The 25,252-nt window shown below is 69.5% G+C and carries 16 protein-coding genes; 8 read left to right on the top strand and 8 right to left on the bottom strand.

Going from position 1 to position 25,252, the window contains the following annotated elements:
* Nucleotides 1-220: 220 nt before the first annotated feature.
* A complete protein-coding gene (locus ABD357_RS15415) occupies nucleotides 221-1,849 on the top strand; it encodes a glycoside hydrolase family 43 protein (RefSeq protein ID WP_344390597.1) in 1,629 nt (542 codons plus the stop codon).
* Between the two features lie 90 nt (nucleotides 1,850-1,939).
* Here ABD357_RS15415 and ABD357_RS15410 read toward each other — a convergent pair whose 3' ends face one another.
* The 6 genes from ABD357_RS15410 to ABD357_RS15385 form a co-directional block, all read right to left on the bottom strand.
* The gene (locus tag ABD357_RS15410) at nucleotides 1,940-2,878 is read right to left on the bottom strand and encodes a carbohydrate ABC transporter permease (RefSeq protein WP_344390595.1); all 939 of its coding nucleotides are present in this window, start codon (nucleotides 2,876-2,878) and stop codon (nucleotides 1,940-1,942) included.
* Nucleotides 2,878-3,762 carry a carbohydrate ABC transporter permease gene (locus ABD357_RS15405; protein ID WP_344390593.1) on the bottom strand — a complete coding sequence of 295 codons (885 nt, stop codon included), beginning with the start codon at nucleotides 3,760-3,762 and terminating at the stop codon, nucleotides 2,878-2,880. The genes ABD357_RS15410 and ABD357_RS15405 overlap by 1 nt, the downstream gene beginning before the upstream one ends.
* A 10-nt stretch (nucleotides 3,763-3,772) precedes the next feature.
* Entirely contained in the window at nucleotides 3,773-5,107 is a 1,335-nt protein-coding gene (locus ABD357_RS15400) for an ABC transporter substrate-binding protein (RefSeq protein ID WP_344390592.1), read from the bottom strand.
* A 389-nt stretch (nucleotides 5,108-5,496) separates the two neighbouring features.
* Nucleotides 5,497-6,582 (bottom strand): LacI family DNA-binding transcriptional regulator, encoded by a 1,086-nt coding sequence (locus ABD357_RS15395; RefSeq protein ID WP_344390591.1) that lies wholly within the window; start codon nucleotides 6,580-6,582, stop codon nucleotides 5,497-5,499.
* Between the two features lie 119 nt (nucleotides 6,583-6,701).
* A complete protein-coding gene (locus ABD357_RS15390) occupies nucleotides 6,702-7,715 on the bottom strand; it encodes a hydroxyacid dehydrogenase (RefSeq protein WP_344390590.1) in 1,014 nt (337 codons plus the stop codon).
* A gap of 428 nt (nucleotides 7,716-8,143) precedes the next feature.
* On the bottom strand, nucleotides 8,144-9,385 hold the full coding sequence (locus ABD357_RS15385; RefSeq protein WP_344390589.1) for an ROK family protein: 1,242 nt from the start codon (nucleotides 9,383-9,385) through the stop codon (nucleotides 8,144-8,146).
* Between the two features lie 170 nt (nucleotides 9,386-9,555).
* On the opposite strand from ABD357_RS15385, the gene ABD357_RS15380 reads away from it, so the two are divergent.
* The 5 genes from ABD357_RS15380 (at nucleotide 9,556) to ABD357_RS15360 (ending at nucleotide 18,857) form a co-directional block, all read left to right on the top strand.
* A complete protein-coding gene (locus ABD357_RS15380) occupies nucleotides 9,556-11,001 on the top strand; it encodes an extracellular solute-binding protein (RefSeq protein ID WP_344390587.1) in 1,446 nt (481 codons plus the stop codon).
* Nucleotides 11,002-11,035: 34 nt separating this feature from the next.
* Nucleotides 11,036-12,568 carry a glycosyl hydrolase family 28 protein gene (locus ABD357_RS15375; protein WP_344390585.1) on the top strand — a complete coding sequence of 511 codons (1,533 nt, stop codon included), beginning with the start codon at nucleotides 11,036-11,038 and terminating at the stop codon, nucleotides 12,566-12,568.
* Nucleotides 12,565-15,900 carry an alginate lyase family protein gene (locus tag ABD357_RS15370; protein ID WP_344390583.1) on the top strand — a complete coding sequence of 1,112 codons (3,336 nt, stop codon included), beginning with the start codon at nucleotides 12,565-12,567 and terminating at the stop codon, nucleotides 15,898-15,900. Before ABD357_RS15375 ends, ABD357_RS15370 begins: the two co-directional genes overlap by 4 nt.
* Nucleotides 15,901-15,928: 28 nt before the next feature.
* Nucleotides 15,929-17,170 (top strand): alginate lyase family protein, encoded by a 1,242-nt coding sequence (locus tag ABD357_RS15365; protein ID WP_344390582.1) that lies wholly within the window; start codon nucleotides 15,929-15,931, stop codon nucleotides 17,168-17,170.
* Nucleotides 17,171-17,264: 94 nt separating this feature from the next.
* Nucleotides 17,265-18,857: a carboxylesterase/lipase family protein gene (locus ABD357_RS15360; RefSeq protein ID WP_344390580.1), complete on the top strand. Its 1,593-nt coding sequence runs from the start codon at nucleotides 17,265-17,267 to the stop codon at nucleotides 18,855-18,857.
* On the opposite strand, the gene ABD357_RS15355 is transcribed toward ABD357_RS15360, so the two are convergent.
* Nucleotides 18,739-20,613, bottom strand: coding sequence for a glycoside hydrolase family 127 protein (locus tag ABD357_RS15355; RefSeq protein WP_344390579.1), 1,875 nt, complete (start codon nucleotides 20,611-20,613; stop codon nucleotides 18,739-18,741). The genes ABD357_RS15360 and ABD357_RS15355 overlap by 119 nt on opposite strands.
* Nucleotides 20,610-21,731 carry a LacI family DNA-binding transcriptional regulator gene (locus tag ABD357_RS15350; protein ID WP_344390578.1) on the bottom strand — a complete coding sequence of 374 codons (1,122 nt, stop codon included), beginning with the start codon at nucleotides 21,729-21,731 and terminating at the stop codon, nucleotides 20,610-20,612. The genes ABD357_RS15355 and ABD357_RS15350 overlap by 4 nt, the downstream gene beginning before the upstream one ends.
* 275 nt (nucleotides 21,732-22,006) lie before the next feature.
* Here ABD357_RS15350 and ABD357_RS15345 point away from each other — a divergent pair, with 275 nt between their 5' ends.
* A complete protein-coding gene (locus ABD357_RS15345) occupies nucleotides 22,007-23,107 on the top strand; it encodes a maleylacetate reductase (protein ID WP_344390576.1) in 1,101 nt (366 codons plus the stop codon).
* 124 nt (nucleotides 23,108-23,231) lie between these two features.
* Nucleotides 23,232-25,190, top strand: coding sequence for a serine/threonine-protein kinase (locus ABD357_RS15340; protein WP_344390574.1), 1,959 nt, complete (start codon nucleotides 23,232-23,234; stop codon nucleotides 25,188-25,190).
* Nucleotides 25,191-25,252 lie beyond the last annotated feature (62 nt).

Raw genomic sequence — 25,252 nt, 5'->3', positions numbered from 1 at the left:
ACCTGAGCGGCAGCGAAAATTTCGAATAGTGGAGCTCACCCGAGGGAAACATTGACCGCGCGGCAACCGGTTCCTACATTAACGACTTCATGTGGCCTCTGATCGTCTTCCTTCTGCTGTCCAAGCAGATCGTCGCCGGTGTGATGCAGGGCGCTGTCCAGGGCTGACCTCACCGCCGTAAGCCACTTGAGCCACTTGAGTCATCTGTGAAAGGACCGGCATGACCGCGGGCCACCTCCGCAACCCCGTGCTGCCCGGCTTCCACCCGGACCCGAGCATCGTGCGTGTCGGCGCGGACTACTACATCGCCACCTCGACCTTCGAGTGGTACCCGGGCGTGCCCGTGCACCGCTCGACGGATCTCGTCCACTGGGAGCCGGCCGGCCACATCCTGGACCGCCCGGACCTGCTCGACCTGCGCGGAGTCCCCGACTCGGCCGGCGTGTGGGCGCCTTCACTGTCGTACCACGACGGGCAGTTCTGGCTGGTCTACACGATCGTGCGCACCATCGGGCGCCCCTACAAGGACATCGACAACTACCTGATCACGGCCCCGTCGATCGAGGGCCCGTGGTCGGAGCCGGTCTTCCTGAACTCCTCCGGCTTCGACCCGTCGTTCTTCCACGACGAGGACGGCCGCAGCTGGCTGCTGAACATCCAGTGGGACCCGCGCGAGGGGCACCCGTCCTTCGCCGGGATCCTGCTCCAGGAGTACGACGCCGACAAGCGGGCCCTGATCGGGCAGCCCCGCACGATCCTCAGGCGCGACGAGCTGATCGAAGGCCCCAACGTCTACTTCCGCGACGGCTGGTACTACCTGATGCTCGCCGAGGGCGGCACCGGCTGGAACCACGGCATCCTCATGGCCCGCTCCCGCGAGCTGACAGGACCGTACGAACTCGACCCGCTCGGCTCGCTGTTGACCACCCGGGACGCCCCGGACTGGCCGCTTCAGAAGGCCGGTCACGGCGAGCTGGTCGAGACGCCGGAGGGGGAGTGGTTCCTCGCGCACCTGGCCTCCCGCCCCGTACGGACGCCCGAAGGGCCGCGCTGCGTTCTCGGCCGGGAGACCTGCCTGCAGAGCGTGACCTGGACGGACGACGGCTGGCTGCGGCTGGCCGACGGCGGACGGCGGCCGAGTCTGGAGGTTCTGGCACCCACGGGGGTGGAGCCGGGACAGCCGGGCCCGGCCGCCGGGTCTCCCGCCCGTGACGACTTCAACTCGCCTTCCCTGGAGGGGCATTGGAGTACGCTGCGGGCGCCCGCGACCTCCGAGTGGCTGACACTCGGCGAACGCCCAGGACATCTGCGGCTGCGCGGCCGGCACAGTCCGCACTCGCTCTTCGACCAGAGCCTTCTCGCGCGGCGCCTCACTTCGGTGCGGTGCGAGGTGACGACGGTCGTCGACTTCCGCCCCTCCCACTTCAGCCAGCGCGCGGGCCTCATCTGCTGGTACGACACGTCGACGCACTACTACCTGCGCCTCACCCATACCGAGGGCAGGGGACGCGTCCTGGGCGTGGTCCTCAGCGACGACGGGGCGTACGGGGAACTCCAGGAGTCCGAACTCGACGTCGACGACTGGCCGTTGGCGTATCTGAGGGCCCGCTTCGACGGTACGGAGCTGCGCTTCTACGCCTCGCCCGACGGGACCGACTGGCAGGCTGTGGGCCCGGTACTGGACGCGAGCAAGCTCTCCGACGACTACGGGAACCGGTTGCGGTTCACTGGTGCGTTTGTCGGGATCTGCGCGCAGGATCTGGGCGGAACGCGCGTTCCGGCCGACTTCGACTGGTTCGAGGTGCGGGATCTGGACGGAGGGGACGGCGAGGACGGCGGGCAGGAGTAGGGGTTCTCCGCCAGTCGTGCCTGGTGAACGCCTCGGCGGTCAGCGACGAAGTTACGTCTCTGACCGCCGAGTTGCGTTCCAAGGGCTTGGTTACTTGAGTGCGCCCAGGGTGACGCCGGTCCGCCAGTAGCGGCGCATCGCGACCATCATGATCGCCATCGGGATGATCGACAGCAGCGCACCGGTCAGGACGAGGCTGGTCACGTCGATGCCCGACTCCAGGCGCTTGCCGGACCAGTTGTACAGGCCCAGGTTGAGCGTCCAGTTCTCCTCGCCGCGCAACACGGTCAGCGGGAGGAAGAACGCGTTCCAGGTGTTGACGAAGGCGAGCAGGAACACCGTCGCGCCGCCCGTGGTCATCATCCGCAGCACGATGCTGAAGAAGATCCGCAGCTCGCCGGCGCCGTCGATCCGGGCCGCCTCAAGCAGTTCGAACGGGATCGTGGCCTCCGTGTAGACCTTGGCCAGGTACACGCTGAACGGGTTGATCAAGCAGGGGATCAGCATCGCCCAGGGGGTGTCGACCAGGCCGATCTCCGAGAACATCAGGTACAGCGGCAGGGTGAGCAGCGCGATCGGGATCAGGAAGGAACCCACCACGGCCGCGAACACCACGCCCCGCCCGGGGAAGTCGAAGCGGGCCAGGCCGTAGCCCGTGAGGAGGGCGATGAAGGTCCCGCCGAGGGAGCCGACCCCCGCGTACAGGAACGAGTTGGCGGTCCAGCGCAGGAAGATGCCGTCCTCGTACGTGAAGACCTGCTGCAGGTTCTCCCACAGGTGGAAGCCGGAGAACCACAGCCCGTTGCTCTGGTACAGCCCCACGCGGTCCTTGGTCGCGGCGATGATCAGCCAGTACACCGGGAACAGGCTGTAGGCGCCGGCCAGGACCAGACCGACGAGGACGAAGCGCTGGCCGCCCCGTGAACGGGCAGCGGGGTCGGGGCGGGTGCGCCGGCGGACGGCGGGCCCATTGGGTGGCACGTCAGAGGTTTCCGTGCCGTTTTCCTTGCGGTTTTCCGTCAGCGCCATCAGTCCGCCTCCCTCGAGGTCAGCCGGTAGAAGAGGAAGGATGCGACGCCGAGGATCAGGGCGAGCAGCACCGACAGTGTCGCGGCGTAGTGGTAGTTGCCGGCGTTGAACGCCTGGTTGTAGATGATCATGATGGGGGTGAAGCTGTCGCTGACCGTCTGCGGGGTCACGTTCCGGAACAGCGCGGGCTCGTTGAAGATCTGCAGCATCTGGATGATCGACAGCAGAGCGGTCAGGACGAGCGCTCCGCGCACGAACGGGATCTTGATGCTCCGCGCGATCCGCAGCTCTGAGGCACCGTCAAGGCGTGCGGCCTCGAACAGCTCGCGGGGTACGCTCTGGAGCGCCGCGTAGATGATCACCATGTTGTAGCCGATGCCGTGCCAGGTCAGCAGGTTGCCGATGGCCGGCCACACCATCGAGGGCGCGAAGAAGTTCCAGTCGAAGCCGAACAGCTCGCCGAGCGGAGTCAGCGGGCCCACCTCGGGGCTGTACAGGTTGACCCACACGATGGCCGCGACCACGCCGGGGATCATGTACGGAACCAGCAGCAGGATCCGGAACCGGCCGGCCACCTTCGAGGTGACCGCGTCCAGGAGGAGCGCCAGCACCAGGCTGATCAGCAGCATGAACGGGATCTGGACGCAGGCGAACAGCACCACCCTGAGGATGGACGTCATGAACGCCGAGTCGGTCAGGCCCTGCTGGTAGTTCTCCAGCCCGACGAACTCCCTGGTCGCGCCGCCGAGACCGAGTCCGGACTGCTTCTGCAGGAACAGCGACTGGTGGACCGCGTAGCCGATCGGAAGCAGATAGAGGAAGACGAAGCCGAGCTGGAAGGGCACCGTGAACGCGGCACCCTTCCAGCGCAGTGAGCGAATCATGAAGTGTGCCTCAGCCCTTGACGCTGATGCCGCGCTGCTTAAGGTCGTTGACCGTCCACTCCTGCATGTGCGCGAGCAGGTCGGTGACCTTCTGCTTCTTGCTGACGACCGCGGCCCACTCGTCCTGCATCTCCGTGAACATCGCGGTCCAGTTCGGGCCGAAGGCCCAGTCGGTGTTGACGGTGCCCAGGCTGTCCGTGACGACCTTCTTGGCCGACTCGTAGTTCTTGCCGAGCAGCTTCTCGGAGATCGCCTCGGAGACGTACGCATCGCTGTCGGCCAGCGCCGGCATCACACCGCTGCCGGTCTCCGGGCTCGCCATGGTCTTGACCGCGCCGGCGTCGGTCGACATCCACAGTGCCGCCTCGGCGGCCTGCTCCTTGTTCTTGCACTGCTCGGACACCAGCGTCAGGTTGCCGCTCTGGTTGGTGCCGGCCGGAGTCTTGGGCGCCTCGCCCTTGAAGGTCGGCCAGGGCGAGAGCGCCCAGTCACCGAAGGACTTGGTGAAGTTCTGCACCATTCCGGACATCTGCCAGGTGGAGATCTGCCGGGTCGCGGTGCCGCCGTTGTCGTAGTTGCGCTGCACGGCCGCGTAGTCGGCGAAGGAGAGCTTGGAGTTCAGGTCGTTGTCGATGATCTGCTGGATCACGTCGGCGGCCTTCAGGGTGCCCTCGTCCTGGAAGTTCACCACCCAGGAGTCGCCCTCGACGGAGTACCAGTGCGCTCCGGCCTGCATGGCGAGCACCTCCAGGGTGCTGGGGTCCTCACCGGCGTAGTTGGTGATCTTGATCTTGTGCTTCTTCAGTTCCTTGCCCGCGGCGATGAAGTCGTCCCAGGTGGCAGGGGGCTCCAGGTCGTACTTCTCGAAGAGGTCGGTGCGGTAGATGGTGAAGGCGGGCGCCGAAGCGGTGGGGACGCCGTAGACCTTGCCCTGGACCTGGCCGGTGGCCCACGAGCCGGGGTTGAACTTGTCCTTGTCGGCCTCGACGTACTCGGTGATGTCGGCGAGCGCGCCCTGGGAGACCCAGCTCGTCACGTACTCGCCGGTGTTCTGCATCAGGCAGGGAGCGTTGCCGGCCTTGACGGCGTTGGTCAGCTGCTTCTGCATGGTCAGCTGGTCGGTGACCTTGGAGTACTTCAGCTGGACGTCCTTGTGGGAGGCGTTGAACGCCTTCACGACGGCCTCCTGGCCGTTGGCCCAGCCCCAGAAGTCGAGGGTGACCGGACCGGAGGACTTGGCGGGCTCGTCGTCTCCGGAGCCGCCGCAGGCAGCGAGCAGACCTGTCAGGGCGACGCCCGCGACAGCGGCGCGAGCGAACCTTCTCCGGGGGTTGGTGAAGTTCATCGTACGGTCATCCTTCGAGGCGTAGACGATCGCGGAAGAGGGGTGGCTCGGTGGGGCGACGGCGAGCGGGGAAGACGTCGGCTCGTGTCTCGGAAACCCTCTGGCGGAAGCTGTAGAAAACGGTTGCTGTGAAACGTAGATCTCTCCCTCTGTTTCACGCAAGAGTCCGACGGCAAATTGTTAAGTTCGGTTGTCGCTGAGGTTGCCTGCCGTCGTCGGCGTCAGCCACCTGCACACCGATACGGATGTGCAGGTCAGCGGTGCGGAAGCGGATGCCTGTAGCGGTCTGGGAACGCCGCCCGGGGTCTTCGAGGATCTTCGAAGACGTTTACGTAACAGCCATCATTCGGGCTGCTACAACTGTCGAGCTGGGGGCACCTACCAGGCCCTCAAGGCACTGGGGGAGGCTGGACGGAGTTCCGTACGACGACATGTGTGCCCAGCACCACGTGGTCGCCGTCGCCGCCCTTGCGGCGGCCTGCGCCGTTCTCCCGCCGGTTGGCCACCGCGCGCAGCGCGACGCGGCCCATCTCCTCGTACGGCACGTGAACGGTGGTCAGTTGGGGGGTGAGCTGAGAGGCCAGCGGGATGTCGTCGTAGCCGACGATCGACACGTCCTCGGGCACCCTGAGCCCACCCGCACGCAGGGCCTGCATGGCGCCCGCGGCGACCACGTCGGTTCCCGCGAGCACCGCCGTGAAGTCCAGTCCCAGCCGCAGGCTTTCCTCGACGGCGTCGTACCCGTGCTCGTAGTCGTAGGGGCCGTGCAGCACCAGCTTCGGATCGAAGGGCACGCCGTACGCGTCGAAGGCCCGCCGGGCGCCGTTCAACCGGCCCTGGGCGGTGGTGAGTTCGGCGTGGCCCGGCAGTACCAGGACACGGCGGTGACCGGCGGACAGGAGGTGGCTGGCCATGGCATAGGCGCCGCCCTCGTTGTCGTAGTCCACCGTCGTCGCCGGTACGTCGCCCTCCAGCGGAGGCCTGCCCACCAGTACGAGGTGCGAGCCGGCCGCGTCCAGGGAACGGGCGAACCGGGCCATCCTCAGCTGGTACTCGTCGTAGTCGTACGCGCCGCCGAGCAGGATCACCGCGGTGACGCCCTGCTGGCGCATGAGGTTGACCAGCGCGAGTTCGCGTTCCGGATCGTCGCCGGTCGTGCCGACCAGCGAGAGCCAGCCGCGCAACGAGGCGGCGCCCTCGACTCCCTTGGCGACGTGGGTGAAGGCGGCACCGGTGATGTTGTTGATGAGGATGGCCACCGTCGGCGTGCCGCCACCGGCGAGGGAGCGGGCGTGGGCGTTGGTGACGTAGTCCAGGTCCTGAACCACCTTCATCACCCGGCGGCGCAGCTCTTCCGACACCGGATAGTTGCCGGACAGGACGCGCGACACGCTGGCGACCGAGACGCCCGCCCGTGCCGCCACATCCCGGATGGTGGCCCGTCCGGAGTCACCCGACGCCGTGCGCTCACTCACCGTGCGGCTCCTTCACCGTAGCGACTGCCCACCGGACGGCCGGGGCCCCTGCCCCGGGCCGGTGCTGGAACCGTATCCCATTGTTTCTCCGAGGGGACGGCTGGTGCTCCGGGCCGGGCTCAGGCGACACGGGCCAGATCCGCATGCCGCACCTCGTGGGTCAGAGGCAGGCCCGCGGAAACGCGTTCCAGCTCATCGACGACGATGCCACCGAGGCGTGCCAGCTCATTGCCGAGGGAGCCGGCGATGTGCGGCGTGAGGAAGACGTTGGGGAGCTTGTACAGCGGGGATCCGACGGGCAGCGGTTCGGGTTCGGTGACGTCCAGTACCGCGCTCAGCCGGCCGCCGACCAGCTCGTCGGCCAGTGCGTCGGGGTCGACCAGGGCTCCGCGGGAGGTGTTGATCACCACGCCGCCGTCCTTGATGAGGGCGAGCTTGTCGCGGTCGAGCATGCGGTGGGTCTCGGGGATGTCGGGGGCGTGCAGGCTGACGATGTCGCTGCGTCTGAGCAGATCCTCGAGTGACAGGAGTTCGACGCCGAGTGAGGCGGCTTCGTCGGCATCCACGTAGGGGTCGTACAGCGCGACGTCGAGGTCGAAGGGCAGCAGGAGCTCCAGCAGTCGGCGGCCCACGCGGGAGGCGCCGATGATCCCCACCCGGCGGCCGAGATTGCCCGTGTCCGCGGTCTCGGCGGTGGACGGGTAGGCGTGTGTCTCCCGGAAGCGCTCGCGGTACGCGAAGGCGTCCTTCCCGGCGAGCAGGATCATGGCGAGCGTGTACTCCGCGACCGGCAGCGCGTTGCCGGTCACCGCGCTGGAGACGGTGAGCCCGCCCTTCCACAGCGCCTCACCGACCAGCGAGCGGACCGAGCCCGCGGCGTGCAGAACGGTGCGCAGGTTCGGCGCCGCGGCGAGCACCTCCTCATCGAGGTGGGGACAGCCCCAGCCCGTGATGAGCACATCGGTCCGGGCCAGCGTCGACGCGGCGTCGGGGGCGGTGAAGTCCTGTACGACAAGCGTGGTGTCGATCTCGGCGACCTGCTGGAGCCGCGCCATGAGCGGCGGAGGAAAGAGCAGGGGGAGGTGCACCGGATCCATGGCGAACACGGCCCTCGGCGGCTGGGCGCTGGACATGACTCTCCTGAGGTGCTGGGGAAACATTTTCTGAAAGCGTCTTCTACCGTAAGTCTGACGTGAAGGAGCGGTCAATGCGTGTGGTGATCGCTGAGGCTGGTGTCCCTCGATGCTCTCGGGCTTGTACGCGAACGATTCAGCAGGTGGTGTAGCAGCTGGTGCGGGGTAACTGCCGGAGGGCAAGGTGTGGTTCGCTGTCAGCTGTCGATGGCGACGGGATCCTAAAACTCGTCGTAATCGGTTTCCCCGAGCGGGTGAGGGTGGAATCCGGCGGGGCCGCCGGCTCTGCGCCCGAACTTCCCCGCAGCTTGCGGCTGGCCTGCGGCCCTCGACCGCCCCGCAGCTCCTGACCGATCTGCGCCCTCCGGCCGACCGGGCACTCCCGGCTGCCCCACCGCCCCTCGCCAAGCCTCCTTACGTACCGCCCTTCACGCCGTCGCCCCCTTGGCCGCCACCCGGTTCAGAGCCGCCGCGAGGTCCGGCGTCTCGCTCAGGACCAGGGCTGCGCCGCCGAGTGCGCCGATCCGGGCGCCGAGGCCCGAGCCGGGTGGCACGTCTCGGCCCAACTCGGCCTGGACCACGTCGACTTCGCGGACCAGGGCGAGCGCGTAGCGGCGGATCGCCGTGCGCATCGGGGTGAGCAGCAGCTCGCCCACGCGGGACAACTCGCCGCCCACGACGATGCGTTGGGGGTTGAGGAGGTTGCACAGGTTGGCCAGGACCTGGCCGACCACGGCGCCCACGTCGGCGAGTACCCGCTCGCCCGCGCGGTCTCCGGCGACCGTGCGGTCCAGCATCTCGTCCAGGGTCATGGCGTCGCCGAAGACGGGCCGCAGCGCCGCGAGCACGGCAGGGATCCCGGCGCGCAGTACGAGGCAGCCGCGGTTGCCGCAGCGGCAGGCGGGGCCGTTGACGCTCACCGAGACATGACCCAATTCGCCCGCGGCGCCGACCGCCCCGCGGTAGAGGCGTCCGTCGAGGATCAGCCCCGAGCCGATGCCGCTCGAGAGGCCGAAGTAGAGCAGGTTCGCCACCGAGCGGCCGGCGCCCCAGCGGGCCTCGGCGACGCCTTCGAGGCGGGTGTTGTTCTCCACGGTGACCGGGAGTCCGAGCGCCCGCTCGAACTCGTCGGCGGCGTTCACGTGTGACCAGGGCTGCCCCGGCAGGGACACTCCGACCACTCCGGTGCCGCGGTGAATGGGCCCCGGGACGCCTACGCCGGCCCCGAGGACCTGTCCGAGGCCCAGACCCTCCTCGTCAAGGAGTCGCCGAAGGATCGACGCACCGGCCGCGATCCGCTCGGCCGGCCCGGTGTCGGGGTCCAGAGCCGTACCGGCGCTCGCGACCTCCCGCGCGCTGAGGTCGCCGAGATGCACCCACACGCCGTCGAACGTGTGGTTCATCCCGGCCACGACCGCCGCGCGCGGATTGACCGACAGCAGATCACCTGCCCGTCCATCGAGATCGGCAATCGGTTTCCCCTCGGCCTTGGCGACCAGGCCGCGTTCCAGCAGCTCATTGACGATCGTCGACACCGTGGTTCGGGACACGCCCGCCAGTCGCGCCAGGGCAGCCCGATGCAGGGGACCTTGATCGATCAGCAACGCCAGGAGCTGCTCCTGGTTGGTTCGCCGCAGACTCCGGAGCGACCCTCCGGCCTTCTGGCTCATGTCGCCGAGGTTACCCAGTCTTTTCGAAAGTTCGTCAAGACTCTTGACGCAGTTTCCAGACAGGAAGAAGCTCTGCCCACCCGCTCATGGCAACCGGTTGTCGAAATCCGGTCGGCTTCCGGTCGGCTCCCGTCGGCATGCCCAACTCCCCGCAAGAAGGTGAGGCGTACATGCACGCACACCCTGGTGCTCCCCCCAGCCGCCGCCGGTTCCTCGCCCTTTCGGCGGGCGGCGCCGCGGCCGGAGCGGCAGCTCTCAGCGGCTGCGCCCTGTCGACGGCGGGGGCGGCGCCCGGCGGCGGCGAGAGCATCACGATGATGGTCGAACTCGACGACGTCTCCCCGGAGCTGATCCAGCAGGCCCGGAAGGAACTCGGCATCGGGATCACCGTGGTGAAGAACGACATCACCCGGTTGATCGCGATGCTCACCAACGGCAACCCGCCGGACCTGGTCCGCGGCCTCGGCGCCCTGGACGCGCCGTACTTCGCCGCCCGGGGTGTGGCCGAGGACCTGGACCCGTACTTCGCCAAGTCGACCATCCTCAGGACGGACGACCTGGATCCGGCCAACGATGTGTGGCGGTTCGACGGCACGGCCCAGGGCAAGGGCCCCCGCTACGGCATGGCCAAGGACTTCTCCCAGGACGCGATGTTCTGGTACAACACCGCGCTCTTCGACAAGGCGGGCGTCGACTACCCCTCGGAGGCCGAGCCGATCACGTACGAGGAGTGGCTGGAGAACGCCAAGCGCCTGGTCCGGCGCAAGAACGGCCAGACCACCGTGTACGGCGGCAGCTACAACGGCGTGAACCTCACCGTCCTCCTGACGAACCTGACGGCCGCCGCCGGAGGCAGCCTCTTCTCCGAGGACTTCAGCCGGGTCGACTTCACCACCTCCGAGGCCCGCAAGGCCCTGACCTGGTACGTGGACTACGCCAAGACCAGGGTCGGGCCGAGCCTCATCCAGCCCAACCCCGACACCTGGGACGGTCCCACCTACGTCGCGAACCGCATGGCCATGTCCGGCAGCGGCTACTGGCTCGGCGGCATGATCAACGAAGATCCGAAGGTGGCGGAGGTGTCCCGCCTCGCCCCCGCTCCCGTCTTCGAGGGCGGCCCACGGCTCAGCGCCTGTCAGGCCGGCACCGGCATGTGGATGCGGAAGAAGGCACGCAAAAAGGACGCCGCCTGGCGGGTCTTCGAGTGGTTCTTCGGCGAGGCGCCGGCCAAGGGGCGCGCGGAGGGCGGCTGGGGGATACCGACGCTCAAGTCGCTGCGCCCGCTGATGCCGCAGAAGGAAGACTACCAAAAGCGGGTCTTCAAGGTCCAGGAGGCCGAGTTGGAGCACTTCTCGGTGACGCCGGTCCTGTCCGCGAGCTTCGTCATCGCCTTCACCTGGACCTGGGGCGACTTCATCGCCCCGATGCTGCTCCTGTCCAGCGACAAAACCACGCTCTCCGTCGCCATCATGACCTCCTATGTCACGGACGGCGGGCTGCCCGTCAACAACCTGCTGGCGGCGGGCTCCGTGATGTACGTCGTCCCCATCCTGCTGATCTTCCTCGTCGCCCAGCGCGGTTTCGTCGCCGGAATGTCCACCACCGGACTGAAGTAGCCCCTCTTACCGAACCTTTTGCAAGGAGTTACGCATGAACACGCCCCTGTCACGCCGGACCACCCTCCAGGCCGCCGGTGTCATCGCCGCCGCCGGCCTGGCCGGCAGCATCGCGGGAACCGCACAGGCCGCCACGGCGGATGAGACCGGCACCACCGGCGACAGCGTGGTCATCCACCCGACGCTTCCGAAGGTGCCTGTCAACAACTCCTTCACCGTCAAGGTCCGGCCGCTCGGCGGCACCTGGCAGAAGCTCGGCGTCTACCTCGCCAAGCTCGCACTGATCGACGCGAACACCGGCAGCAACAGAGCCCAGAACTCCTCCTGGGCCGCCTTCGACTTCTCCGGCACCGTCGAGGTCGAGGTCACGTACAACCCGGGCGGCGGCGAGAAGGTCCGCATCCGCCCGGACTCGTACGGCATCAAGCCCGAGGTGCTCGGCAGCACCGCGCGCTTCACCCTGGACCGGCCCCGCAACCTCGTCGTCCAGATCGACGACAAGATCTTCGACTGCCTGCACCTGTTCGCGAACCCGATCGAGCAGGACGTGCCCACCGAGGGCGACAAGAAGGTCATGTACTTCGGGCCCGGTCTGCACACCCACCCCGACAGAACCCTGAAGGTGCCAACCGGCACCACCGTCTACCTGGCCGCAGGCGCCGTCCTCACCTCCAACGTGATCTTCGAGGACGTGGAGAACTCCCGGCTGATCGGCCGTGGCGTGGTCTACGACACGACAGGCGGCGCGGTCTTCGTCCGCAAGTGCGACAACGTCACGATCGACGGCGTCACGATCCTCAACCCCCGGTACGAGAACATCAGAGTCGCCGAGTCCAACAACCTCACCATCAAGAACCTGCGCGCCTTCAGCCACCAGGGCTGGGGTGACGGCATCCAGCTCTACTGCTCCGAGAACGTCACGATCGACGGCTGCTTCCTGCGCACCTCCGACGACTGCGTCGCCCTCTACACCCACCGCTGGGACTTCTACGGCGACACCCGCAACATCACCGTCAAGAACTGCTCCCTCTGGGCCGACGTCGCCCACCCGATCAACATCGGCGTGCACGGCAACTCCGACACCCCCGAGATGCTGGAGAATCTGCGCTACGAGAACATCGACATCCTCGACCACCGCGAGCCGCAGGTGACCTACCAGGGCGCCATCGCCTTCATGGTCGGCGACAGCAACATCGTCCGGGACGTCAGATTCGACGACATCCGCGTGGAGGACTTCCGCTGGGGCCAGCTCATCCACATGCGGGTCGAGTACAACCCGAAGTACAACACCTCGGCAGGCAGCGGCATCGAGTCCGTCTACATCAAGGACCTCAGCTACAACGGCAAGAACGCCGACCTCTCGATCATCGCCGGCCTCGACGCGGAGCACGCGATCAAGGACGTCACCTTCGAGAACCTCCGCGTCAACGGCAGGGAGATCGCCGACAGCACGGGCAAGCCGAGGTGGTACCTGGCCTCGGACGGCGTGCCCATGTTCGTCAACGAGCACGTGACGAACCTGAAGTTCCTCACCACCGCCGAGGCCGAGGCGGCTGCCGCGTCATGATCCCATCTGCTCCGAGCCGCCGGACCTTCCTCGGCGGCACGGCGGCCCTGCTGCTGGTGGCGGGCGCGAGCGGACTGCTCGCGCCCGGCACCGCCCGGGCGGCCGGCCACCAGACCCGTCGCATACAGTTCACACACCCCGGCCTACTGCATACAGCCGACGACATATCGCGTATGAAGGCCGCCGTCGCCGCCAAGGAATCCCCGGTCCACGACGGCTACCTCGCCCTCGCCGCCCACGCCCGCTCGCAGGCGACGTACCCGATCCAGAACACCGGCCAGATCACCTCCTGGGGCCGCGGCCCCACCAACTTCCAGAACCAGGCCGTCGCCGACTCGGCCGCCGCTTACCAGAACGCCCTGATGTGGTGCGCCACCGGCAACCGCGCCCACGCCGACAAGGCCCGCGACATCCTCAACGCCTGGTCGGCCTCGCTCACCATGGTCACGGGCGCCGATGGCCCGCTCGGCGCCGGACTCCAGGCGTTCAAGTTCGTCAACGCCGCCGAACTCCTGCGCCACACCGGCTACGACGGATGGGCGGACGAGGACATCGCCCGCTGCGAGGAGTCCTTCCTCGGCGTCTGGTATCCGGCCGTGTCCGGCTACATGCTCTACGCCAACGGCAACTGGGACCTGACGGCCATCCAGACCATCCTGGCCATCGGCGTGTTCTGCGAGGAGCCCACCCTCTTCGAGGACGCGCTCCGCTTCGCCGTGGCGGGCGCGGGCAACGGCAGCGTCCGGGGCCGCATCGTCAACGCCGGTGGCCAGGGCCAGGAGTCCGGCCGCGACCAGGGCCACGAGCAGCTCGCCGTCGGCCTGATGGGCGACGCCGCGCAGGTCGCCTGGAACCAGGGCGTCGACCTGTGGGGCTTCGACGAGAACCGCATCCTCGCCAACGCCGAGTACGCCGCCCGCTACAACCTGGGCAACGACGTCCCCTTCACCCCGGACCTGGACCGCACCGGCAAGTACATCAAGACGACCGTCTCGGACCGCGTCCGCGGCAACATCCCCCCGATCTACGAGATGTACTACGCCCACTACGCCGGCGTCCGCGGTCTCGACACCCCGTACACCAAGTCCGCCGTCTTCCGCGGCACGGGCGGCGCCCGCGTCGTCGAGGGCAGCAACGACGACCTGCCGAGCTTCGGCACCTTCGCCTACGCCGGCACCAAGGCACCCGCGCCGACCGCGCCCACGGCTCCGGCCGGCGTCACGGCGGTGGGGGAGGGCAAGGCCGTCACCGTCGGCTGGCTGCCGTCCGCCTGGGCGAGCGAGTACACGGTCCAGCGGGCCACCCGCCCCGAGGGCCCTTATGAACCCATCGCCTCCGGCCTCGACAAGCCGGCGTACACCGACAGCGACGCCCGGGCGGGACGGACGTACTACTACAAGATCACCGCTGCCAACTCTCAGGGAAAGAGCGGCAGTTCCGGCTGGGCGTCGGCCACCGCCGGCCTTCCCGAGCCCTGGTCGACCCAGGACGTCGGGGCCGTGAAGCGCGCCGGCTCCGCCGTCTTCGACGGCGAACGGTTCGTCCTGGAGGCGAGCGGCACCGCCGACACGTACCGGGTCGCGCACCTGCCGCTGCGCGGCGACGGCACGATCACCGCGCGGATCGTGTACCCGCTCAGCTCGCAGTACTCCAAGATCGGCGTCACTCTGCGCAGCTCCCCCTCGGAGGGCGACGCCCCGCACGCCTCGATGCTCATCCAGGGGCTGCCGCTGCACACCTGGAGCGGCGTGTGGACCGTACGCCCGAAGGCCGGGGCACCGATCTCCGCCACCGGCAGCACCCCCGTGCCGCCCACCCAGCAGCAGGCCATCACCACCAGCGCGTCATTCCCGATCTCGAACCTCGGCACCCTGCCCGAGTCGGCGACCCCGCTCGAGGCCCCGTACGTCGAGGGCGCGGGCGACGGGTACCGGATGCGTATGCCGTACTGGGTGCGCGTCACCCGCAAGGGCCGCCGGTGCACCGGAGCCATCTCCCCGGACGGCATCCGCTGGACCGAAGTCGGCTCCACCGAAGTCGAGTTGGGGTCGACGGCGTACGCGGGACTCGTCCTCACCTCCTGCCTCGGCGTCGACGAGGAGTACGCCGAGACCGGCACCGGTGCCTTCGACAACGTCACCGTGACCTCCATGTCCGGTGAGGTCTGGTCCGTGCCGCGCCCCACCCGCGCCGCCGGCGACCTGCGGGCGACCGCGGGCGCCGATGCGGTGGAACTGGCCTGGACCGACCCCGACCTCTCCGCCCGGTACAAGGTGCTGCGGGCGACCGACGCCGACGGCCCCTATGTGACCGTCGCGACCGACGTCGGCCCGGTCGGCTTCGGCACCCGCATCCGGTACGCGGACGCCACCGGTCAGCCCGGCACGACGTACCACTACGCCGTCGCCAAGACCAACAGCGGTGGACGCGGGCCGCTGTCCGAGCACGCCACCGCGAAGATGCCGAGCCCCTCGGTGCCGGAACTCACCTCCGCGACCACCGCGTTCGCGAACAAGGGCGTCGCCTTCCGGCATCTGCTGCGGGCCTCGCACGAGCCCGTACGGTTCACCGCGCTCGGCCTGCCCGACGGACTGCGCGTGGACAAGCGCACGGGCTGGATCTCCGGAACACCCACCGAGACCGGCGAGTTCACCGTCACCACCACCGCGGGCAACGCCGCAGGTGACGGAACCGGCTCGGTCAAGCTCACGGTCGGCACGCCGCCGCCTGCCCCCTGGACGTACGGCGACCTCGGTGACGTGGTCCTCGACGACCGGGAGTTCGGGACGTTCGGCGTGGTGGCTGTGCGAACCCCCGGCAGCACGGCGTACGAGGACGGGACCCTCGTCGTCCGCGGTGCCGGGACCGACCTGACCGTCAACAACCAAGGAATGACAGGGCAGTTCGCACGTCGCCCGATCACAGGCGACAGCGAGATCACCGCCCGGCTCGTGTCCCGCGAAGGCGCGAGCGGCGACCGGGTCGGGCTGCTGATGGCCAAGTCGCTGTCACCGTTCGACCAGGCGGCCGGAGCGATCGTCACGGGCGTCACCGCCGCCCAGCTGATGCTCCGTACGACCGTGGCCGGACGGTCGGCGTTCACGGGCAACGGCACGGTCACCGGCCCCTGTCTGCTGCGGCTGAAGCGTGCTGGGACCGCCTTCACCGCGGCCGTCTCCACCGATGACGGCGCCACCTGGACGACTCTCGCCACAGGCGAGATCCCCGGCTTCGGTGACGCCCCCTACTACGTGGGCCTCGTGGTCTGCTCCCGCAACCCACTGGCCCGCAGCACCGCGCGATTCAGCGAGGTGAGCATCACCCCCATGTAGATCCCCCACGGGATTGGAGATGCACCACATGAGCCGCACTTCCCCCCACCAGCACCTCCACCAGCCGGAGTTGAGCCGCCGCGGTCTGCTGAAGACCGCCGGCGGTCTCACCGCCGCCCTCGCCGTCGGCGCCTCGGCCACCGCCCTCACGGGCTCGGCCGAGGCGGCGCCGGCGACCTTCACCCACCCGGGCATGCTGCACGCCTACGGTGAACTCAACCGCGCCAAAGTACGGGTGAACGACGGCGCCCAGCCGTGGCTGTCCGGCTGGCAGCGCCTGACCGCCAACGGCCACTCCGCGAGCACCTGGCAGCCCAACCCGCAGGCCACGATCATCCGCGGCGGCGACGGCCAGAACTACGGGATCCTCTACAACGACATCCACGCGGCCTACCAGAACGCGCTGCGCTGGCAGGTCGGGGGCACCCGGGACAACGCCGAGTGCGCCGTCCGGATCCTCAACGCCTGGTCGTCCACGCTCACCACGCTCACGGGCAACGCGGACCGCTTCCTGGCCGCCGGGATCTACGGCTACCAGTTCGCGAACGCCGCCGAACTCATGCGCGGCTACAGCGGGTTCGACCTCGAGCGGTTCAAGAGGATGATGCTCAACGTCTTCTACCCGCTCAACAACCAGTTCCTGAACAACCACAACGACGCCTGCATCACGAACTACTGGGCGAACTGGGATCTGTGCAACATGAACTCGATCCTCGCGATCGGGATCCTGTGCGACGACGGCGCCAAGTACGACCAGGCCGTGAGCTACTTCAAGAACGGTGCCGGCAACGGCTCCATCCGGAACGCCGTGCCGTTCCTGCATCCGGACAACCTCGGCCAGTGGCAGGAGTCGGGCCGCGACCAGGGGCACACCATGATGGGCATGGGCCAGATGGGCGCCTTCTGCGAGATGGCCTGGAACCAGGGCGAGGACCTGTACGGCTACGACAGCAACAGGTTCATGAAGGCCGCCCAGTACGTCGCGAAGTACAACCTCGGCGAGAACGTCCCCTTCACGACGTACACCTGGGGGACCGGGCAGAACTGCGCCCAGCAGTCACACACCGTGATCTCCTCCGCGAGCCGCGGCCAGGTCAGGCCCGTGTGGGACCTCATCCACTACCACTACGCACGGCGACGGGGACTGTCCGTTCCGTACATCACACGCATGGCGGAGAGCGTCCGCCCCGAGGGAGGAGGCGGCGACTACGGCTCCACCAGCGGCGGCTACGACCAGCTCGGCTTCGGCACCCTGATGTACGCCAAATAGCCGCCCACCAGCGACGCACGCCGGAATATCCGGAGGAGGTGTGGTGCTCTGAAGTGAACGACGGTTCACGAGCGTGCGAGGAGCTGGTGCTCGGATGACGGCAGACCGGACGACGCCATTGGTGAGAACCCCGTACGGGGACGTGCGCGGCAGGTACGAGGAGGGGATCGCCGTCTTCCGCGGCATCCCGTACGCCGCGCCGCCCTTCGGCCCCCGCCGGTTCCGGCCGCCCGTGCCGCCCACGCCCTGGGAGGGCGTGCGCGACGCGGGCGCGTTCGGGCCGACACCGCCGAAGCCCCCGTACTCCGAGGCCTTCGCCCGGCTGCTGTCCGACCCGGTCGTGCCGGGTGACGACTGCCTCAACCTCAATGTGTGGACGCCGGAGCCGGGCCGCGGGGCCCGGCTGCCGGTGATGGTGTGGATCCACGGCGGCGCACTGACCCGCGGCTCCTCGGCCGTGCCCGTCTACGACGGACGCGCCTTCGCCCGCGACGGCGTCGTCATGGTCTCGATCAACTACCGGCTGGGCGTGGAGGGCTACGGCCTCTTCCCGGACGCCCCGCCCAACCCTGGCCTGCGCGACCAGCTGGCCGCCCTGGAGTGGGTGCGCGAAGCGATCGCCGAGTTCGGCGGCGACCCGGACCGGGTGACCGTCTTCGGCCAGTCGGCCGGGGCGATCAGCACCGGAGCCCTGCTCACCGCCCCGCAGGCGCAAGGCCTCTTCAGACGGGCCGTCCTGCAGAGCGCGCCGCCCGAAGCCTTCGACCGCGACAAAGTACGGCGCATGGTGCGCCGGATGGCGGCCCGGCTGAAGATCTCGGCGACGGCCGAGGCCTTCGCCGCCGTCGACCGCGAGCTGCTGCTGCGCACCCAGGCCGAGGTGGGGCGGCTGAGCAGCCCGGTCCTCGGCGGGCCCTCCTTCGGCATCGTCGTCGACGGCGACCTCGTACCGCAGGACCCTATGGAGGCCCTGGTTGAAGGGGGTGCCGTGCCGGGCGTCGAACTGCTCATGGGCTGGACCCGGGACGAGTACCGGCTGTGGCTGGTGCCGGGCGGGCTCATGGAGCGTGTCGACCGGCTCGGCCCGGTCGCCCTCGCCGGTGCCATGGCCCGCTGCCACTGCGGCTCCGAGGTCCCGCGCGGCTATCGCGCCCTCCACCCGGACGCCCGCCCCGCCGAGCTCCTCGGCCAGATGGTCACCGACCACCTGCTGCGCATCCCCCTGCACCGACTGGCCGACGCCCGCCCAGGCTCCTCGTACGTGTACGAGTTCGCCTGGCCCTCGAACCTCCCCGATCTCGGTGCCTGCCACGCCCTGGAACTCGGCTTCGTCTTCGACACCGGGGACGTCCCGGAATCGGCCAAGCTCGCGGGCGAGGGGGCCCCGCAGGAGCTGGCCGACGCGATGCACTCCGCGTGGGTGCGGTTCGCCGCCGAGGGCGACCCCGGCTGGCCCGCCTGGGACGCCTCGCATCCGGTGCGCGTTTTCGGCGCTGACGGGCCGCCGGTGGTGCACGGTCCGCGCGACCGCGAGCTCGCCCTGTGGGACGCCGAACCGGCCGACGAGGTCACTCCTCGGGAATCCACACCCGCATTGCGCCCTCTTCCCGGTTTGCCCAGGCGTAGTACGGCACCGCTGTCAGCCGTACGCCGCTTCCGTCGCTCCGGCGACGTCCGCCGGCCATGACGACGGCGACCCCGCCAAGGAGCTCCGGCTCCTGAGAGACCGCCAGCTCGGAGCCGTACGGCAGTGTCACGTCGTCGAGCCGGACCCCGGGCTGCTGATCGACGCCCTCCAGACAGTGCACGAGCGGGCCCCGCTCCACGGCCACACAGCCGCGAACCGCGTCGACGCGCGGGTCGGGCCGGGTCAGCCGAGGGCTCAGGTCGAGGTCGAGGGTGAACGTGTCGCCCGCGGACCAGCGGCGGCGCACCCGCAGCCAGCCGTCGCCCGCCTCGGTCGGAGCGCTCCCATCGAGTACCGAGGCCTTGAACTCCGTGCACCAGGAGGGGATCCGCAGCGACAGCGACCAGTCACGGTCCGCCGGAGCCTCCTCGACGGTCGCGGTGATCCGGCCGTCCCACGGATACGCGGTCTCCACCCGGACGACGCCCTCCCCGGCGGTGTACACCCCCGTCGCGTACTGGTGCAGCTGTATACCCTCCGCGTCGCCGCTCGCCACATAGTGGGGGAGCGAGGCGAGCAGCCGCATCACGTTCGGCGGGCAGCAGGCGCAGCGGAACCACGGGGTGCGGCGGGCCGTCTGGTCGCCGCCGCGGTCGGCGTACTCCTCGCGGACCTGGAGCGGGTTGACGTACAGCCAGCTGTCGCCGTCGAGGCCGACGCCGGAGAGAAAGCCGTTGAAGAGGGTGCGCTCGACGAGGTCGGAGTACTTCGCCTCGCCCGTCAGCAGGGCCATCCGCCACGACCACTGGACGGACGAGATCGCCGCGCAGGTCTCGGCGTACGCCCGGTCCGGCGGCAGCTCGAACGGGTCGCCGAAGGCCTCGCCCTCGTGCCGAGAACCGACCCCGCCGGTGACATACGTCTTCGTCGCCACCATGGCGTCCCACATACGCTCCAGCGCGGCCCGCAGCTCCGGATCGCCGGTCTCCGCCACCAGGTCGGTCGCCCCCGCGAGCAGATACAGCTGCCGTACGGCATGACCCGCGACCGTGTCCGCCTCACGCACCGGAACGTGGTCCTGCCAGTAGGCCTGGCCCATGTCGCGGTCGTGGCCGCGATCGACGCCCGCGCTCAGCACGCCGTGGCCGCGCCGGTCGACGAAGTAGGCGGCGAGGTCCAGCCAGCGGCGCTCGCCGGTCTCGCGGTACAGCTCGACCAGCGCCGTCTCGATCTCGGGGTGCCCGCACACTCCGTCGATCGCCTTCTCCTTGCCGAACGTCGCGTCGATATGGGCCGCGAACCGCTCGGCCACATCCAGGAGTTCATGCCGGCCGGTCGCCCGGTGATGGGCCACAGCCGCCTGGAAGAGATGGCCCGCGCAGTACAACTCGTGGCCCCAGCCCAGCTCCTGCCAGCGCAGCTCGGGATGGGCGACCTGGTAGTACGTCTGCAGATAGCCGTCCGCGTCCTGGGCGGCAGCCAGGAGGTCGGTCAACTCATCGATATGCGCGGCAAGTTGGGTGTCCTCCGGGCTGTCGGTCAGCTGCCAGGACGCCGCCTCCAGCCACTTGTGCACGTCCGAGTCCTGGAACTGGAAGTCACCGGTGAAACCACCCTTGCCGTCGGCTGCCGTCCGCAGATTGGCGAGGTTGCCCGCCTCCTCCAGCTTCGACGGGCCCTGCGGGATGCTCACCTCGGCGTTCGTGCGCCGTCTGGCTGCCCAGAAACCGCCGGTGATCCGGGCCGCGGTCGCCGGGCGCAATGCCGTGTGCGCACCGTCGGTGAGGCGGATCGGACCGGTGTTGTTCGTTGTCACGTCAACCCTCCAGCAGGAGCTTGCGAGGAAACCCTGGCGCTTGCGTCCGGGACCAACTGCCCCGGCACCGCCGCCACCGAATCCCGCACCACCACATGCGTTCCCAGCAGGAGGTGCTCGTTCGGGGCGTCCGGGGTCCTGCCGAGGGCCGTACGGACGGCGAGGCGGCCGAGTTCCTCATAGGGGACGTGGACCGTGGTCAGCGGCGGATGCAGGTCGCGGGCGAACGGGATGTCGTCGTAGCCGACGAGGGAGACGTCGTCCGGGACGGTCAGGCCCGCCTCGTGCAGGGCGGTGAGCGCGCCCGCCGCGACCATGTCGGTGGCGGCCATCACCGCCGTGAACTCCAGCCCCTGGGACAGCGCCTGGCGGATGCGGCGGTGGCCCGAGTCACGAGTGAAGTCCCCGGCGAGGCGCAGCTGAGAGTCCGGTTCCTCGCCGCGGGCGCGGTGCGCGGCCAGATAGCCGCGCTCGCGGCCCTGGGCCGTGGTGTTCGCCGGCTTGCCCCCGAGGAACAGGATGCGCCGGTGGCCCTGGGCGAGGAGGTGGGCGCACAGCGCGTACGCCCCGCTCTCGTTGTCGTACTCGATCACCGTCACCGGAGTGCCGGGATCCAGCGGTGGCCTGCCGCACAGCACGAGCCGTGACCCCGCCGAGGCCAGGGAGTCCGCGATACGCGACATCCGCGCGCGGTACTCGGCGGTGTCCGCGGTGCCGCCGACCAGGATCACGGCGGCGGCACGCTGGGCCCGCATCGTCTCGATGAACTCCAGTTCGTGCTCGGTGTCGCCGTCCGTGCTGCACACCAGACACAGATGACCGAGCCGGGTCGCCTCGCGCTCCACACCGTGCGCCATGTGCGCGAACGACGGGCCGGTGATGTCGTCCAGCACGAAGGCGAGGGTGGGCGTGCCGACGCCCGCGATCGCCTTGGCCCGGGCGTCGGCGACATAGTCCAGCTCCCGGACCGCCCGCATCACGCGCGTACGCGTCGCCGTGCTCACCGGGTAGTCGCCGGCCAGGACGCGCGACACGGTCGAGGCGGACACCCCCGCCCGGGCCGCCACGTCCCGGATCGTGCTCCGGTTCCCGATGTCCCCGTGGCTCTTTCTCGTCATCCCCGCCCCTTCGACCGCTCAGCTCAGTCCCTCGGGAACTGCGGCAACACTTGTGGCAACCGGTTCCCGAACTGGAGGCTAGCGGTGGGGTAACCGGTTGTCACGCCTGTTGCCCGCCGCAGAACCGCTACCCGCCCCTCTCACCACGCACATCTTCGCGGTCGACAGCGATTATCCGCACCAGGACGCGGTATTCGCAGGGAAGAGCAGCTTCCTCGTACTCGCCCCGCTCACCCCGGAGCGCCCCTCATGAACGCCACGAAGCCATGAACGCCATGAACAGCACGAACGCCATGAACGTCCCGGACTTCTCGTTCGAGAGCCGGCCGATACGGGTCGTGTTCCGGCCCGGTGCCGCGACGACCGCACCGGCCGACGAGGCCGGACGACTCGGTCTGCGGCGGCTGCTGGTGGTGTGCGGCAGGCAGGGCGCACACGCCGCACGTGCGGTCGCGAACTCGCTGGGTTCCCTGTGCGCGGGGCTGCACTCCGAGGCCCGTATGCACGTCCCCGTCGAGATCGCCGACCGGGCCGTCGAAGTGGCGCACGCGGCGGGCGCCGACGGCTGTGTCGCGGTCGGTGGCGGCAGCGCGATCGGCCTCGGCAAGGCGATCGCCCTGCGCATGGGCCTGCCGCTGATCGCCGTGCCCTCCACCTACGCCGGCTCCGAGATGACGTCCGTCTGGGGCGTCACCGAGCACGGCGTCAAGCGCACCGGACGCGACCCCGCCGTCCTGCCCCGCAGCGTCGTCTACGACCCCGAGCTCACCCTGAGCCTGCCCCCGGCCCTCTCCGTGACCAGCGGTTTCAACGCCCTCGCACACGCGGCCGAGGCGCTGTACGCCCCCGACACCTCGCCCCTCGTCGCGCTGATGGCCGAGGAGGGCGTCCGCGCGATGACGTCCGCGCTCCCACGGGTGGCGGCCGACCCGGAGGCCGTCGGGCCACGAAGCCGCGCCCTCTACGGGGCCTGGCTCTGCGGCTCCTGCCTGGGCGCGACCACCATGGGCCTGCACCACAAGCTGTGCCATGTGCTGGGCGGCACCTTCGGCCTGCCGCACGCCGAGACGCACACGGTCGTGCTCCCGCACGCCCTCGCCTACAACGCACCCGCCGTCCCCGAAGCGATCAGCGCCCTCAGCCGCGCCCTCGACACGGACAACGCCCCGCACGCCCTCTGGGAGCTGGCCGGACGCCTCCGCGCACCCCGCTCCCTCGCCCAACTAGGCCTGACCGACGACGACTTGACGGTGGCAGCCGGACAGACCGCCGCCGAGGCGTACCCCAATCCGCGCACGGTCACGATGGGCGGGGCGCTGGAGGTGCTGAGGGCCGCGTACGCGGGTCGGTCCCCGCGCGCCGCGGCCATGGCGTGAAGGGCCGGGACGGGCGTGACCGGGAGGGGTCCCGGAAGCCTCGCGTAACCATGAACCCCTGGCGATCGGTTGAGCACGTCGTGTGTACGTCGGCTGATCACACGCACTGTGAGGGGAGCGGTTCGTGGCAGGGGAGCAGGAACGGGTCATCGCCGGGCGTTACCGGTTGCGGCATCGGCTGGGTTCCGGCGGGATGGGGAGCGTCTGGCGCGCCGAGGACCAGGAACTCAAGGCCCAGGTGGCGGTCAAGGAGATCGAGCTCCCGCTGCTGCCGGACGAGGCCTCCGGCGACCGTGCGTCCCGCGGGCGCAAGGAGGCGCTGAAAGCGGCCCAGCTGCGCGAGCATCCGAATGTGATCACGGTGTACGACGTGGTCGAGCACGAGGGCCTGCCGTGGATCGTGATGGAGTACCTGCCGGGCACCATGGACCTGAGTGCCGCCGTACGGGAGCGCGGCCCGCTGCCCCCTGACGAGGTGGCCCGGATCGGGGCGGCGGCCCTCGACGGACTCTCCGCCGGGCACCGGCTCGGCATCATCCACCGCGATGTGAAGCCCTCCAACATCCTGCTCGCTCCCGACCACTCCGGGATCGCCGACCGTCGTGTCCTGCTCACGGACTACGGCATCTCGCTCCGGCCGCGCGAGACCCGGCTGACCCGCAGCGGTGTGGTGATCGGCACCCCGGGCTATATGGCCCCGGAGCGGGTGCACGGCGGCGAGGCGACTCCCGCCTCCGACCTCTTCTCCCTGGGAGTCACCCTCTACTTCGCCGTCGAGGGTGCCGGCCCCTTCGACCGGGACACTCCCGAGGCGGCCCTGATGGGGTTGCTCGAGACCGAGCCCTCCCCGCCACAGCGGGCGGGCGAGCGGCTCAGCCGGGTGATCATGGGGCTGCTGGCGAAGAACCCGCTGGACCGTACGCAGGCTGCGGAGGCGGCGGACCTTCTGGCGGAGGCCGCGGCGGCCGGGGAGGGCAAGGCTGCGCCGGTGGCTGTCGCCGCTTCTGAGGAGGCCGCCGAGCCCGAGGCGCCCGCCGAGCCTGAGGAGTCCGAGGCCGTCGGCTCTGAGGCAGCCTCCCGTTCCGGTGATGGGAACGCGGGCGGGAGCGGCGACGGCGACGGTGACCGGGACATCACCCCCACCCGCCCCGGAGGAGAGGTCCCGCCCCGTACCCAGGGATGGCGGCTCCCGGCCCTGCTGGCCCTCGTCTGCGTGCTCGTGGCGGCCGGCGGCTTCGGCGTGGGTGCCGCCGTGTACAGCGACGACGGACAGCGACAGCGCCCGGATGCCAGGCAACAGCCGAAGGCAAGCGCGTCCCCCACCCCTACCCCGACGCCGACCACCACCCGCAGTCCCTTCCCGTACGGCACCCGGGTGGGCCTGAAGGACGGGCTGATGCCCGGGCAGTGTGTGGAAGCCGACTGGGAGGAGGGCGAGTTCAAGGGGCAGCCCGAGCTGGAGCTCGTCGACTGCGTCGATGGCGACCCCGAGGGCCAGGTGATCACGACCGTCGCGTCCGGCACGCAACCGGCGTCCGGTGCGACCCCGAGCTCCAGCGCCTCGTCCGCGCGGACCGAGTGCGCCGAGCGCACGGAGAAGCTGCGCAAGACCATGCCCGACCCCGTCCTGCACGTACTGCCGCCGGCCGCCGGGCAGAGCCAACCACCGGACACGGCCTGTCTGGTCTTCCTGAAGAAGGCCACCCTCGGAGGCCCGCTGGGCGAGTACCGCACGCAGGGCGAGGAGGTGTACGTGACGCAGATGGGCCCGGGCGACTGCTTCAACACCGAGGAGGAGGACGACATCTGGACCTTCTACCTGGTCAGCTGCGATGAGCCGCACCACGAACAGGCCGTCGGCTGGACGTGGTCCTCGGGCAACGACTCCATTGAAAGCGCCGACGAGCAAGACCTCTGCGAGGAGAGGTACGGCGTCAACTGGGCCCGTGGCAAGGGCCATGAGATGGACGGCTGGTCGTCCAACGAAGACGAGTGGGACGCCGGGTTCCGCTGGGTGATGTGCACGGTGATCCAGGAGGACGGCACGAAGCTTCCCGCGGGGGCGCTGAAACCCGCGTACTGACCGCACCGACCAGGCAGTACCGATGGCACATTGACGATGTACTGACGCCGTACCGACGACAT

Origin of the sequence: Streptomyces vastus, assembly GCF_039532825.1 — a bacterium.
Taxonomy (GTDB): domain Bacteria; phylum Actinomycetota; class Actinomycetes; order Streptomycetales; family Streptomycetaceae; genus Streptomyces; species Streptomyces vastus.
This window is presented reverse-complemented; position numbering and strand designations above follow the sequence as displayed.

Bases quoted from the DNA above. Each gene is read 5' to 3' on its own strand.
- ABD357_RS15380 (WP_344390587.1), top strand. From the start codon at position 9,556: ATGCACGCACACCCTGGTGCTCCCCCCAGCCGCCGCCGGTTCCTCGCC.
- ABD357_RS15370 (WP_344390583.1), top strand. From the start codon at position 12,565: ATGATCCCATCTGCTCCGAGCCGCCGGACCTTCCTCGGCGGCACGGCG.
- ABD357_RS15400 (WP_344390592.1), bottom strand. From the start codon at position 5,107: ATGAACTTCACCAACCCCCGGAGAAGGTTCGCTCGCGCCGCTGTCGCG.
- ABD357_RS15360 (WP_344390580.1), top strand. From the start codon at position 17,265: ATGACGGCAGACCGGACGACGCCATTGGTGAGAACCCCGTACGGGGAC.
- ABD357_RS15385 (WP_344390589.1), bottom strand. From the start codon at position 9,385: ATGAGCCAGAAGGCCGGAGGGTCGCTCCGGAGTCTGCGGCGAACCAAC.
- ABD357_RS15375 (WP_344390585.1), top strand. From the start codon at position 11,036: ATGAACACGCCCCTGTCACGCCGGACCACCCTCCAGGCCGCCGGTGTC.
- ABD357_RS15350 (WP_344390578.1), bottom strand. From the start codon at position 21,731: ATGACGAGAAAGAGCCACGGGGACATCGGGAACCGGAGCACGATCCGG.
- ABD357_RS15415 (WP_344390597.1), top strand. From the start codon at position 221: ATGACCGCGGGCCACCTCCGCAACCCCGTGCTGCCCGGCTTCCACCCG.
- ABD357_RS15345 (WP_344390576.1), top strand. From the start codon at position 22,007: ATGAACAGCACGAACGCCATGAACGTCCCGGACTTCTCGTTCGAGAGC.
- ABD357_RS15390 (WP_344390590.1), bottom strand. From the start codon at position 7,715: ATGTCCAGCGCCCAGCCGCCGAGGGCCGTGTTCGCCATGGATCCGGTG.
- ABD357_RS15365 (WP_344390582.1), top strand. From the start codon at position 15,929: ATGAGCCGCACTTCCCCCCACCAGCACCTCCACCAGCCGGAGTTGAGC.
- ABD357_RS15405 (WP_344390593.1), bottom strand. From the start codon at position 3,762: ATGATTCGCTCACTGCGCTGGAAGGGTGCCGCGTTCACGGTGCCCTTC.
- ABD357_RS15410 (WP_344390595.1), bottom strand. From the start codon at position 2,878: ATGGCGCTGACGGAAAACCGCAAGGAAAACGGCACGGAAACCTCTGAC.